This is a genomic window from Bifidobacterium sp. LH_419, from assembly GCF_056356955.1.
Genome location: NZ_JBKEVG010000009.1, coordinates 42,705 through 55,399 on the forward strand (window position 1 = coordinate 42,705; position 12,695 = coordinate 55,399).

General features: G+C 66.0%; 10 protein-coding genes. 1 reads left to right on the top strand and 9 read right to left on the bottom strand.

Annotated features, from left to right (window positions below; genetic code table 11):
* Positions 1 to 7: 7 nt before the first annotated feature.
* The 6 genes from AC1AYX_RS06975 to AC1AYX_RS07000 form a co-directional block, all read right to left on the bottom strand.
* Positions 8 to 208 carry a hypothetical protein gene (locus AC1AYX_RS06975; protein WP_476502830.1) on the bottom strand — a complete coding sequence of 67 codons (201 nt, stop codon included), beginning with the start codon at positions 206 to 208 and terminating at the stop codon, positions 8 to 10.
* A complete protein-coding gene (locus tag AC1AYX_RS06980; protein ID WP_476502831.1) occupies positions 205 to 3,813 on the bottom strand; it encodes a helicase in 3,609 nt (1,202 codons plus the stop codon). Before AC1AYX_RS06980 ends, AC1AYX_RS06975 begins: the two co-directional genes overlap by 4 nt.
* 13 nt (positions 3,814 to 3,826) lie before the next feature.
* Positions 3,827 to 5,272, bottom strand: coding sequence for an FHA domain-containing protein (locus AC1AYX_RS06985; RefSeq protein ID WP_476502832.1), 1,446 nt, complete (start codon positions 5,270 to 5,272; stop codon positions 3,827 to 3,829).
* 200 nt (positions 5,273 to 5,472) lie between these two features.
* Positions 5,473 to 5,853: a 50S ribosomal protein L7/L12 gene (gene rplL / locus AC1AYX_RS06990; protein ID WP_101621482.1), complete on the bottom strand. Its 381-nt coding sequence runs from the start codon at positions 5,851 to 5,853 to the stop codon at positions 5,473 to 5,475.
* 128 nt (positions 5,854 to 5,981) lie between these two features.
* Complete coding sequence (gene rplJ / locus AC1AYX_RS06995; RefSeq protein ID WP_034527148.1) at positions 5,982 to 6,503, bottom strand: 50S ribosomal protein L10; 522 nt, start codon at positions 6,501 to 6,503, stop codon at positions 5,982 to 5,984.
* A 376-nt stretch (positions 6,504 to 6,879) separates the two neighbouring features.
* Positions 6,880 to 7,641 (bottom strand): hypothetical protein, encoded by a 762-nt coding sequence (locus AC1AYX_RS07000; protein ID WP_476502833.1) that lies wholly within the window; start codon positions 7,639 to 7,641, stop codon positions 6,880 to 6,882.
* Positions 7,642 to 7,769: 128 nt separating this feature from the next.
* On the opposite strand from AC1AYX_RS07000, the gene AC1AYX_RS07005 reads away from it, so the two are divergent.
* Positions 7,770 to 9,164: an NCS2 family permease gene (locus tag AC1AYX_RS07005; RefSeq protein WP_476502834.1), complete on the top strand. Its 1,395-nt coding sequence runs from the start codon at positions 7,770 to 7,772 to the stop codon at positions 9,162 to 9,164.
* A 701-nt stretch (positions 9,165 to 9,865) separates the two neighbouring features.
* On the opposite strand, the gene pstB is transcribed toward AC1AYX_RS07005, so the two are convergent.
* Genes pstB through pstC form a run of 3 tightly spaced genes read right to left on the bottom strand, consistent with a single transcriptional unit; the run spans position 9,866 to position 12,642 of the window.
* Positions 9,866 to 10,645 (bottom strand): phosphate ABC transporter ATP-binding protein PstB, encoded by a 780-nt coding sequence (gene pstB / locus AC1AYX_RS07010; RefSeq protein WP_055427879.1) that lies wholly within the window; start codon positions 10,643 to 10,645, stop codon positions 9,866 to 9,868.
* A 45-nt stretch (positions 10,646 to 10,690) separates the two neighbouring features.
* A complete protein-coding gene (gene pstA / locus AC1AYX_RS07015) occupies positions 10,691 to 11,689 on the bottom strand; it encodes a phosphate ABC transporter permease PstA (RefSeq protein WP_476502835.1) in 999 nt (332 codons plus the stop codon).
* Positions 11,689 to 12,642: a phosphate ABC transporter permease subunit PstC gene (gene pstC / locus AC1AYX_RS07020; RefSeq protein ID WP_476502836.1), complete on the bottom strand. Its 954-nt coding sequence runs from the start codon at positions 12,640 to 12,642 to the stop codon at positions 11,689 to 11,691. Before pstC ends, pstA begins: the two co-directional genes overlap by 1 nt.
* Positions 12,643 to 12,695 lie beyond the last annotated feature (53 nt).

The following is a 12,695-nucleotide window of genomic DNA, read 5'->3' on the forward strand; positions in this document are numbered from 1 at the left end:
CCGAAGCTCAGCTCTTCTCGTTGAACACGGCCCAGTGCGGCGGCAGTTCGCCGAGGATGCGTTTGTCGTCGTCGGCCTCGCGCTGGCGCTCGGTCATCATGTCCGAAGGCTCCAGCTTGACGCCGTCCGCGTCGAATCGTTCGGTGCCCTCGCGCACGACGCGCTTGTGCTTGCGCGGCGTGCGTCGGGTGGACGAGTACTCGCTCATTGCACCTCCCGGTAGATCTCGCCGACCTTGGCGACGATGCGGTCGACTTCCTTCTCCGGATTGACGAACGAGCCGACGCTCCACACGGTCACCGCAGACCAGCCGAGGGTCATCAGGTCGGCGGTGAGCATGCGGTGGCGTTCGCGCGTTGACTGGATGGACATGTACCCGGCGTCGTCGGTGAGCACGGCCAAGGCGAACGGCTTGCCCTTGAGGCCGACGACCATCGGGATGGTCAGGCCGTTGTCGTAGCCGTAGTCGATGGCGACGTCGAGTCCGCGGGCTCGGATGCGGTCCGCGAGATCGTTGAACAGCGTGTTGCCGCCGGACTCGCGGCACGCCGGCAGCGCCGGCTCGTCGGGCAGATGCTCCGCCCAGGTCAGCAGCGTCTTGAGCAGCTTCACGCCGGGCGCGTGGATGCGTTCGTCCTCCATCTCGTCGGATGTGAACGCGGCGACGATATCGACGTGATGGTCGGCGAGCGCGAGCGCGTCGAGCAGCATGCCGCGTCCGCCCGTGTCCTCCAAGGCGCCGAACTGCTGGAGCAGACGGCCGTGCGAGGTCTTCGCGTAGCACATCGCGAGAATCACGTCGGTGGCGCGGGCACCGGCCACCTCGCGGATGCCGACGAGGCGGACGTGGCGCAGGAAGCTGTTCATCGACTTGTCCTTGGCGGCGAGCGCCTTGAGCTCCGCGCCGAGACGCACGCGGAACACGTCGGTGAGCGAGACCACGGTGAGCAGGTAGCTGGCCGGCACGATGGTGAACGAGTGGGCGCGCTCGGTGATGAGCCGCACCACCTCGTCGATCTCCTGCTGGCTGGATTCGACCAGTCCGGTGGCGAACACGGGCGTGCCGGTCGCCTCGACCTTGTGGTAGGCGATGCGGCCGCGGGCCGCGTCGGTGCACACGTCGTAGCGGACGGCGCCGTAGCCTTCGGATTCAAGGAAGGCGCTGAGCCTCGGGGCGCGGCGCACCGGGTGCGACTTCACCTCGACGACGGGCAGCGCGTCGATGAGCCGCTTGAGTCCCGGGCACGTGACGGTGTCCCTATGGGCGATGATGACGATCTGCTTGACGCGCACGACGATGCTGAGCAGCTGGATGGCGGGGATGTGCGCGCACGCGTCGATGATGGCGACGTCGGCGAGCGGTTTCGGCTCGGTGAGCGAGGCGAGCGTGTCCGGCGTGGCCATGAGGATCGGCTTGGCGGCGGCGAGGATCTCCGCATGGTCGCGGCGGATGCGGTCGAGCGGCATGTGGCCGCGGCCGGCGAGCTTCGTGTGCAGCAGGTTCGCCTCCTGCGTGCGGGCGAACAGCAGGTCGCACAGGCGGCGCATCGACTCCTGGGCCACCATCGGGCCGATGGAGCGCACGTGCTCGACGTCGACCTGCTCGAAACGCTCGGTCGCGTTGGCGAGCACCGAGCCGTCCTGGTTGGAGATGATCGGCGAGGAGCGGACGATGTCCTCGAACACGGTGGTCCACCAGGCGAGCTGGAGCTCGGCGCCCACGGCGGAGGCGTCCACGTGGCGGTTGGAGAAGTCGGCGACGAGGTCGTTGAGGCCCACGGCCTGGAACTCGTTCTCGAGGCGGCAGCGTTCGGGCAGGTCGTCGAGCGACTTGTGGTCGTCGTAGAGGGCCTTGAGCCGGCTTTCCACGTCGTTGAAGTCCTGGGATTCGAGTTCGCCGCCCTTCGGCGTGGTGCTGAGCACCGTGTCGAGCGCGGTCATGTGGCGCGACATGGTCTCCTGCGCGGCGATCATCTGGTCGAGCTTGGGCGGCAGCACCGGCCATCCGCCGTGCGGCACGAGCGAACGCCACTGCTCGGACTGCTTCTTCACGATGATGAGCGCGCCGTGCAGGTCCTCGACCTGGGCGCCGACGCGCAGCAGGGACTTCGCCTCGCGGGTGTGGCGGCGACGCTCCCAGAAGCCCATCGTGGTGCCTTCGGCCTTGCGGTCGGCCTTCGATTTGGTTGCCTCGATCATCGAATCGATGTCGCGTTCGAAGATCTCCGGCTGGAACACGTCGAGCACGCGCCTCAGGTTCTTGAGCACGATGATCTGGCGCTCCCATTCGCGCGCGGTGGCGGGCACGGGGAATCCGCAGGCCTGCACGGTGGAGGCGACGTGCTCGCGCACGGCGGGCAGCACCTTCTGCAGCAGGTCGACGACGCGCTGGTAGGTGTCCACCGCCTCCTGCTCGCTGGTGACGGACGCCTTGTACCAGGCGGTGTCGTCGGGGCCGATCGTGTATTCGCCGACGGCGGCCGCCCGTTCGAGCTTCGCCGTCCATTCGTCGATGTGCCCGGCGACGCTGCGGGCCGTGTTCTCGGACAGCCGCACGTGCGTGGAGGGATGGGTGGGGGCGACGGAGATCGCCGCCAGGTTCTGGATGGTCTGGTAGGCAGACACGCCCCACTTCTCGCTCACCCCGTGCAGGTCGCCCAGATAGCGGGTGAGCCGCGAGCGCACGCCGACGAGCTCGTCGGCCAGCTGGTCGAAATGCTGCGTGGCCACGCCGGACCGGAATCCGACGGCGGCGATGAGCTGGCGGTCGATGTCCGCGTTCGCCTGCTCGTCGGCGATGTCGAGCACCATGCCGGACGTCTCGTTGGCGCGCATGACCTGCATGAAGCGCCGCTTCTGCTCGGCCACGCCGGGCGCGTACAGCACGGTGCGGCCGTTCATCACGCAGCGGGTGGCGATGGCCGCGGCCTGTTCGACCGTGTCCTTGCCGACCGCGCCGTCGACGGCCACGCTGTGGCCGGACGCGGCGAGCTGGGCGGCGTAGCGCACCGTGTTGTCGACGTCGCCCACCTCGTACTCGCTGTGCGGGTCGGCGTCGAACGGGCTGTAGTCGGGAATCGGCGCGCCGCGCAGCGTGTCGGCGGCATCCCGGTCGCCGGCGAGCGCGTCGAGCAGCGTGTTGCCGCTGGGGCCTTCGCCCAGCTGGTCGATGATGCGCTGCGTCTCGGTGAGGATCTGCGTGGACGGCTCCATGAAACAGCCGAGGATGATGTGGCGTTCGATGTTGAAGTCGCCGACCGCGGGCTTCACGCGCTTCGCGATCTCGGCGAACACGGCGGACGTCTCGGGGGACCCGGACGCATAGTGCGATCCGTCGAACAGGTAGTCGGCGTCGAGCGTGACGCCGGCCTCGCGCATCGCGTCGACGAACGACGCGTTGAGCGTCACGGTGCCGGTGAACGCGATCGTCGACTGTCCGGGCGTCGTGGAGGCGACGGCCTGCACCGGGTAGAGCAGCACCGGGCGCGCGTTGCCGTGCCAGGTGGCGATGCCGACGACGAGCGACAGTTCGGCGACGCCGCTCACGCGCCGTTTGGCGGCGCGGTCGTCGAGCACGCGGCCGAGACGGCGTTCCGCGGCGCGCAGCATGCCGTTGTCGCGGAACAGCGATTCGAGCGTGACGTGCCCGGACGCGAACAGCTGGGCGATGCCCGAGGGGTGCGCGTGCGTCAGGTCGAGCTGCGCGGCGAGCTGGTTGACGTCCTCCAGCGGGGAGGGCACGAGTGCCGCCTTGTACTGGTCATGCCACTGCTGCAGCCAGTCGAGCGTGGGTTTCGTGGATTGTGCGCTCATCGTCCGCTCTCCTTCACTTTCCGACCGCTTCGCGGTAGTCCTGGTAGCCCACGTTGTGCGCGAGCGCCTCGTCGATGTCGGCGTCGCCCTGCGCGGCGAGCCAGGCGTACAGGTCGTCGTACAGCGCGGGGTTCATCGCGAGGAAGGGCAGCAGCTCCGCGTGGCGGGCCATCTCGAACTGGAGGGTCATGTCGGTGGTGTGGCGCGCGTCCTCGGAAGTGAGGCCGTCCACTTCGATCATCGGGGTCTGCGGTTTGCCGAACTCGCCTTTGGAGACCTTGTCGAACACGGAACCGGGCTCGAAGGCGGGCTTGTAGACGCCGGTGGCGTCATCGTCATAGCCGACGGACACGGTCTCCCGCGCCGCGCCGACGACGATCGGCGTGGTCGTGTCCTCGGACGGCGCGGATTCGGCCTCGACGTCGGACGACACGGAGGGTTCCGGCGACACGGTGGGATCGGACGCCGCGACGGCACCGGACGACGCGACGGCCCCGAAGGACACGACGGGCCTGGCCGACACGACGGGCTCCGGCGACGAGGCGACGGGCGTCGCGGCCGATTCCGACGCGGCGGAGGCGGGCTTGTTCATCGCGTCGGCGAACAGGTCGCGGGGAGACACCGGATCGGCCGCTTCGACGACGTGCAGCGGCACCGAATCCGTCGACGGCTCCCGCGCGACGGAGGCATCGGAGGCGGCGGAGACGTCCGCGCCGTTCCCCACGGTTCCGGAATCGTCCGGCATGACGACGGGCGTGGCGTTCGGTGCCGGGGTCACGGGCAGATCGGTACGCGAATCAGCCTCGGAGAACACGATCGGCGGCTCCTCGTCATCCCGATCGTCCGGATCGTCCTGACCGCCGGCAGGCGAGGTGACCTGCGCGAACGTGAGCGGCTCGATGTCGGCGATGCGCGCCAACGGCGAGGAGGTCGCGGCGTGACGGGCGTTCTGCGCGTTGAACACGGCCGTGGGCTCGCCCGCACGCAGGTCGAGGATCTCGTCGACGGACATGTCCGCCGCATCCGGCTCCTGACGGGTCGTCGCGGTCGTGGAATAGTCGAACAGGTTCGGCACCTCGGCCTCGGGGCGCGTATCCGGCTCGACGCGGACGAAATCGACCGGCACATCGCCGAACTGGATGCGCATCGGCGAGGAGGGCAGCGGCACGTCGCGGCCGGCGGGCAGGCGCATGAGCTCGCCCTTCTCGTTCACCACGTAGGAGCCGTTCGTCGAATTCAGGTCGCGCAGCACCGCGCCGCCATCGGCCGCCACGGAGAACCGGGCGTGGCGCTTCGACATGGATTTGGTCGCGTCGTCGACCTCCAGACGGGCGATACCCTCATCCGGCAGGGGGCGCAGCGGCTTGCGGCCGATTTCGAGGCTTTCGCCCGGACGCACGTTCACCTGGTCCCCGCCCGCGACCTTCAATCGCCACTGGCTCGCCGTCTGCTCACTCACCGCGCGGCCTCCCTTTCTGATGATTTCACGCACTGTTTCCTATTGTGTCATGCCCCGGCGCATTTGTTCGCATTATCGTCCGACGAATCGACAGAATCCGCCCGGATACGGGAAACCCCGCATCCGAAGCGACGGATGCGGGGTTCCTGCACGAAGAAACGTGCGAAGCTGGTAATGAGCGGCCTTCCCGACCGCGTGCATTACTTGAGCTCGACGGTGGCGCCAGCGGCCTCGAGCTGCTCCTTGGCCTTCTCGGCGTCTTCCTTCTTGGCCTTCTCGAGGACGGCCTTCGGAGCGCCGTCGACGAGGCCCTTGGCCTCGGCGAGGCCCAGGTTGGTGATGGCGCGGACGGCCTTGATGACCTGGATCTTCTTGTCGCCGACGGCGGAGAGGATGACGTCGAACTCGTCCTTCTCCTCCTCGGCCGGGGCGGCGGCACCGGCAACGGCGGCAACGGCGGCGACCGGGGCGGCGGCCTCGACGTCGAACTTCTCCTCGAAGGCCTTGACGAACTCGGAGAGCTCGACCAGGGTCATCTCGCCGAAGGCTTCCAGCAGCTCATCGTTGGTGTACTTAGCCATTATGGCTTCCTTTCGATCTTTGGCGGCGGACAGATTGAAGAGGGGCGTCCGCCACCTAAAAACTTGGTTTCTTTTCAGTTATGACCGTTCGGTTCACGCGGCGGGGACGAACCCGCGCCAGGCATGAATCAGGCGGCCTTCTCCTGCTTCTCGCGCAGCGCATCGATCGTACGCACGGCCTTGGTCGGCAGGGCGTTGAACAGGTACGCGGCCTTGGACATCGTGGCCTTGATGTCGCCGGCGAACTCGGCGAGCAGCTGCGGGCGGGACTTGAGATCCGCCAGCTTGGTGGCGCCTTCAGCGTCGTAGACGGTGCCATCGGCATAGCCGCCCTTGATGATGAGGGCTTTGTTTTCCTTGGCGAAGTCACGGATGGTCTTCGCAGCCTCGATGAAGTCGCCCTTCACGAAGGTGATGGCGGTCGGGCCGGCGAGAATCTCGTCGAGACCCTCGATGCCCGCTTCCTTGGCGGCGATGCGTGCCAGCGTGTTCTTTGCCACAGTGTAGGAAGTATCGCGGCCTAGCTTTTCACGCAGATCGGAGATCTGCGGAACGGTAAGCCCGCGGTACTCGGTCAGGTAGACCGCGTCAGCATCACGGAACTGAGCCGTAAGCTGAGCGACCACCGCTTCCTTTTCGGGCCTCTTCATGGCGTTCCTTCCTAAGTCGGCCGTTGACCTGAGGTTCGGACGCCCCGCCGGGCAATAAAAAAGCCCTGCGCGCAGGCAGAGCAACATAAGGCCGTTTCCGGCTCACCCGTAAATGGGCTTATATCTCTCAACCTGCGTTGGCTCGGCGTGCCGAACTTCGGAGATGCACTCACGCGCACCTCAACCAACGGTCTGTGGTTTACGAGTGGATAAGTTACGTGGGGTCACGGACAACGCGTCACATGGGCGTGTCGCGTCGTCCATCGTCCGGCCCCGCGGTCGTCTCTCCCTCAGTCGGCTCCGCCGACAGCTCCCTCATCAGAGGGAGCCGGACCCGGCCGCGATCGAGGGAGCCGGACCCGGCCGCGATCACCGATCAGATCGTGGCGGCGTACTGGGCGACGGAGGCGGCGACCTCCTTGAGATAGTCGAGGGAACGGCGCCAGTGGCCGGGCACCTCGATCGAATGGTTCGCATCCGGATACTCGTGCACGTGCGGGGTCAACGCGTTCGCACGCGCCCGGTCATAGAACGGATCGGCGGTGCCGGCGCACACGAGCGGTGCCGGACCGGGATACCGCGACGTGCGCCACCGTTCCAGCTCGGCGTCGCCGCCCGCGAGCGCGGCGGCGTCGCCGTCGACGACCGCGCGCGCGACGCCGACCGCCGGCGCGTCCGGCTCGGCCATGATGTCGTCGCCGACGCGCGGCACCGGGATGACGCGCGCGGACGGGTCGAAGTCCGCGTGATGCAGCACCGGCGTCAACAGCACGAACGGCAGGCCGAACGTCGTGGCGACGTGCGGATAGGTCATCGTCGTGAGCGACTTGCCGATGAGCAGCAGCCGCGGCGGACGCTCCGACGGCGCCGCCTCGGCGCGCACGGAAGCCACCCACCCGTCGATCGCCCCGTTCAATACCGGAATCACCGTCGACAGGTCGTCGGAGGCGTGGGCGACGTTCATGCGGTCGATGCGCCAGCCGTCCTCCACGAGCGCCTGCGCAGACCAGTACAGCAGCGGACGGTCGCAGTTGTAGCCGGTGCCCGGCATGAGCAGCACGCGGCCGCGCTCCTGCCCCGGATGCACCGTGTTCTTCCTCCACGCGCGAATCGACACCTCTACCGCCGGCTTGCCCATCGCTCCCCCATCATGCGAGACCTATCGTTCCGCCGCCCAGTCTAATCCCGCCGGCCCCGCTTCCGCGCAACGCGCCCGCGATATAATCGGCCACGGCTTTGCCAACCATTCCAAGGAAAGAAGAGAATATGGAGAAGTTCTTCCACTTGAAGGAGAACGGCACGACGGCCTCGACCGAGATCCTGGCCGGTCTGACCACGTTCTTCGCGATGGCGTACATCATCGTCGTCAACCCGCAGATCCTGTCGTCCACGGGCATGCCATGGGGCGGCGTCTTCCTCGCCACGATCATCGCGGCGATCATCGGCACGCTCGTCATGGGCCTGTTCGCCAACGTGCCGTACGCGCAGGCGGCCGGCATGGGCCTCAACGCGTTCTTCACGTACACCGTCTGCTTCGGCCTCGGATTCACCTGGCAGGAGACGCTGTGCATGGTGTTCCTGTGCGGCCTGATCAACATCCTCATCACCGTCACGAAGATCCGCAAGATGATCATCATGGCAATCCCCGAGCAGCTGCAGCAGGCGATCGGCGGCGGCATCGGCCTGTTCGTCGCCTACGTGGGCATGCTCAACGTCGGTCTCATCACCTTCACCCCGAAGGACACGAAGGCCGCAGGCAAGGGCCTCGCCACCGCCGCGACGCCGGGTCTCGCCACGTTCAACACCCCGGTGCTGTGGGTGTTCCTCATCGGTCTGATCCTCGCCGTCGTGTTCACCGTGATGAAGGTCAAGGGCGGCATGCTGCTCGCCATCGTCATCACCACAATCGTCGGCATCCCGTTCGGCGTGACCAACTTCGGCTCCGCCCAGTCCCTGTCGCAGACGTTCTCCGAACTGCCGACCACGTTCGGCGCGATCTTCACGCCGCAGGGCTTCCCCGCGCTGTTCTCCGACCCGGCGAGGCTTCCGCTCGTGATCGTCACGATCTTCGCATTCTCCATGTCCGACACGTTCGACACGCTCGGCACGTTCCTCGGCACCGGCCGCCGCACCGGCATCTTCTCCCTCGAGGACGAGAAGGCGCTGGAGAACGGCTCCGGCTTCTCCTCCAAGATGGACAAGGCCCTGTTCGCCGATTCAATCGCCACCTCCATCGGCGCGATCTGCGGCACCTCGAACACCACCACCTACGTGGAGTCCTCCGCGGGCATCGCGGCGGGCGGCCGCACCGGTCTGACCTCCGTGGTCGTCTCCATCTGCTTCGCGCTGTCCATCTTCCTCGCCCCGGTCATCTCCGCCGTGCCGTCCGCCGCGACCGCCGGCGTGCTCGTCATCGTCGGCTGCATGATGGCCGCATCCCTCAAGGAAGTGAACTGGACGAACATCGAGGACGCGATTCCGGCGTTCTTCGCCACCGCGTTCATGGCGTTCTCCTACTCGATCTCCTACGGCATCGCCGGCGGCTTCATCATGTACTGCATCGTGAAGACCTGCAAGGGCAAGGCCAAGGACGTCCACCCGATCATCTGGGTCGTGGCCGCGCTGTTCATCATCGACTTCGTGTGCATGGCGATCCTGTGATCGCGTGATCCTGTGATCCTGTGGTGACGGTCGGCTGGTCACGTGGTGGCCGCCGGCTGGTTCATCATGGCGCATGATGACTGGACCCCGCTTCGGCGGGGTCTTTCCATATCCGGAGGACGAATCAGGGAGCTTAGACCAGGCGAATCAAGGCCAAGCATGGACCGGGCGAGACCAAATCGAAACTGTGCCAAGGCTAGGCCGCTGCTGTCCTTTCCCCGGCTGAAACACCCGTTATCAGGTATCTACAGCGCCAAATGGACGGTTCGACCCCCTCGAAACGGGTGTTTGGCACTGTAAAGAGCGGATAACGGGTGTTTGGTACGGAGTCACCGGCGCATATCCGACACCGCTGGCGTCCCTTTCAACACCGCTGGCGTCCCCCTTCAACACCGCTGGCGTCCCCTTTCCCCCGCTCAGCGAAACGAAACGGATATCACAACCCCCATGCGTTTCACCAGAAGATAGAAGCCAACTCAGCGAAACGAAACGGACACGCTGAGCCCCACATGCTTCACTAGGAAGCGCCCCTGCGAAACGAAACGGATGCCTAGCAACACCGACGCGTCGCAGACACCGCTGGCGTGGTGTTCCCCATAGAGGAACGCCACAGAAACGGGAAAGCCCCGCCGCATACACAGGCAATGCATATGTATGCGACGGGGCTTTCCGATGCGGTGACGGCGATATCCGTCGCGCGATCAGCCGAAGCGACCGGAGATGTAGCGCTCGGCCTCTTCGTTCTGGGGGTTGTTGAACATCGTGGTGGTGTCCGCGAAATACTCCAGGTGGCCGGGCTCGCCGACGGCCTTCAGGTTGAAGAACGCGGTGAAGTCGGCGATACGGGCGGCCTGCTGCATGTTGTGGGTGACGATGACGATGGTGTAGTCGTCCTTGAGCTCGTTGATCAGATCCTCGACGGCCAAGGTCGAGATCGGGTCGAGGGCGGAGCACGGCTCGTCCATCAGCACGACCTGCGGGTGGACGGCCACGGCGCGGGCGATGCACAGACGCTGCTGCTGGCCGCCGGACAGGCCGATGCCCGGGTTGTCGAGACGGTCCTTGACCTCGTTCCACAGGTTGGCGCCGCGCAGGGCCCACTCGACGAGGTCGTCGGCGTCGGACTTGTTGAGGTGCTTGTTGTTCAGGCGCACGCCGGCGAGCACGTTCTCGCGGATGGACATCGTCGGGAACGGGTTCGGGCGCTGGAAGACCATGCCGACGTCACGGCGGACGGAGACCGGGTCCACGTCCTTGTCGTACAGGTTCTTGCCTTCGAGCAGAACCTCGCCCTCGACGTGGGCGCCGGGGATGAGCTCGTGCATGCGGTCCAGGGTGCGCAGCACGGTGGACTTGCCGCAGCCGGACGGCCCGATGAACGCGGTCACCTTGTTCGGCTCGATGTTGATGTTCACATCCTCCACGGCGAGGAAGTCGCCGTAGTAGATGTTCTCGTGGTTGACGTCAATGCGTTGTCCCATGATGAATTTCCTTTTGGTTGCTTACGATGCGTTACGTTTCGCGGCTCAGCGTCCGGTCTTGACGGCGAAGACCTTGGCGACGAGACGGCCGATGAGGTTGAGGAGCAGCACGATGATGATCAGCACGAGGGCTGCGGCCCAGGCGCGTTCCATCGGGATGGTCGGCACGCAGGCGGCGGTCGCGTGGGCCGGGCAGTTCGCGTTGAGCTTCGAGTACTCCTGGTAGACGAACACCGGCAGGGTGGTCATCTGGCCGGAGAAGAGGTTCACGTTGGTGCTGGAGATGTAGCCGGCGGTCATGAGCAGCGGGGCGGTCTCGCCGATCACTCGCGCGATGGCGAGGATGCAGCCGGAGACGATGCCTGGCAGGGCGGTGCGCAGCACAATCTTGGTGATTGTGCGCTGCTTGGTGACGCCGAGGGCCAGCGAGGCCTCGCGCAGGTCGTTCGGGACGATCTTGAGCATCTCTTCGCAGGACTTGACGACGGTCGGCAGCATGAGCAGCGACAGTGCGACGGAGCCTTCGAAGCCGTTGATCGTACCGGGGCCGAACACGATGGTGAACATCGAGAAGGCGAACAGACCGGCGACGATGGACGGGATGCCGCTCATCACGTCGACGAGCAGGGAGATCGTCATGGCGAGCTTGCCGCCGTGCGCGTATTCGACGAGGTACACGGCGCACATGATGCCGATCGGGATGGAGATGACCATGGCGCCGCCGGTGATCTCCAGCGTGCCGATGATCGCGTGGAGCACGCCGCCGTAGCCGCCGGACGGGGTCGGGTTGCCGCCGACCACGCCGGTCATGTTGTAGGACAGGAAGTTGAGGTTCAGTCGCTTCAGACCGTTGACGATGGTGGTCCACAGGACGGAGATCAGCGGCAGGCAGGCGATGACGAAGGCCAGGCCGATCAGGCCGGTCATGAAGTAGTCCTTGCGCTTGCGCGCGTTCTCCGAGGAGCGGGTCGGACGGAACTTGTCGAAGTCGATGACGGGCGCGCCGTCGAGGTTCTTCTTCTTGGTCGCGGTTGCTTCAGCCATCAGACGCTCGCTTTCTCGGTGATCTTACGGGCGACGTAGTTGACCACGAAGGTGATGAGGAACAGGATCAGACCGGTTCCGATCAGCGTGGAGACGCCCAGATCGTTCGCTTCAGGGTACTGCGCGGCGATGTTCGCGGCGATGGTCTGGTTCTGCGAGGCCTGCAGCAGCTTGATGGAGTAGGTGAGGCCCGGGGACAGGATCATCAACACGGCCATCGTCTCGCCGAGGGCGCGGCCGAGGGCCAGCATGGAGGCGGACACTATGCCGGACTTGCCGAACGGGATCACGGCCAGCTTGATCATCTCCCACTTGGTGGCGCCCAGACCGTAGGCGGCCTCCTGCTGGAGGGTCGGGGTCTGGAGGAAGATGTCGCGCGACATGGAGGTGATGATCGGCAGGACCATCACGGCGAGCACGACGGCCACGGTGGCGACGGTGCGCTGCGGGTTGGCGGCGGGGCCTGCGAAGAACGGGATGAAGCCAAGGTAGGTGGCCACCCAGTTCCAGAACGGGTAGATGGCCGGCACCAGGATCAAGCCGCCCCACAGACCGTAGATGACGGAGGGGATGGCGGCGAGCAGGTCGACCACGTAGCTCAGCGCGGTGGCGATCTTCTTCGGCGCGTAGTGCGAGATGAACAGGGCGATGCCGATCGAGACGAAGAAGGCGATCAGCAGGGCGAGGATGGAGACGAGCACGGTGCCGAAGAGCAGCGGGAGCACGTAGCCCCAGAAGCTCGACGTCTTGCCACCGGTGAAGCTCGAGATGGTGGCGCTGTTGGCGGTCTGGTCACCGCCGATGAGCGGCCATGCGCGGAAGAAGAGGAACAGGAACACGGCGGCGAGCACGACGAGGATCAGGATGCCGCAGGCATACGCGATGCCTTTGAACACCTTGTCCGCCGTTTTGCCGCCGGCCGGCTGCGTGACCGGTGTGTCTTGCGAACTCACGGATTCTCCTTAGTGGAAATTGGTGCGTATTGCGAGTGCGTGAGAACCTTCAA

What these genes read in the sequence shown, in the direction of transcription:
- AC1AYX_RS07005 (WP_476502834.1), top strand. Translation starts at nt 7,770, where the DNA reads ATGGAGAAGTTCTTCCACTTGAAGGAGAACGGCACGACGGCCTCGACC.
- rplJ (WP_034527148.1), bottom strand. Translation starts at nt 6,503, where the DNA reads ATGAAGAGGCCCGAAAAGGAAGCGGTGGTCGCTCAGCTTACGGCTCAG.
- pstB (WP_055427879.1), bottom strand. Translation starts at nt 10,645, where the DNA reads ATGGGACAACGCATTGACGTCAACCACGAGAACATCTACTACGGCGAC.
- AC1AYX_RS07000 (WP_476502833.1), bottom strand. Translation starts at nt 7,641, where the DNA reads ATGGGCAAGCCGGCGGTAGAGGTGTCGATTCGCGCGTGGAGGAAGAAC.
- AC1AYX_RS06980 (WP_476502831.1), bottom strand. Translation starts at nt 3,813, where the DNA reads ATGAGCGCACAATCCACGAAACCCACGCTCGACTGGCTGCAGCAGTGG.
- rplL (WP_101621482.1), bottom strand. Translation starts at nt 5,853, where the DNA reads ATGGCTAAGTACACCAACGATGAGCTGCTGGAAGCCTTCGGCGAGATG.
- pstA (WP_476502835.1), bottom strand. Translation starts at nt 11,689, where the DNA reads ATGGCTGAAGCAACCGCGACCAAGAAGAAGAACCTCGACGGCGCGCCC.
- AC1AYX_RS06975 (WP_476502830.1), bottom strand. Translation starts at nt 208, where the DNA reads ATGAGCGAGTACTCGTCCACCCGACGCACGCCGCGCAAGCACAAGCGC.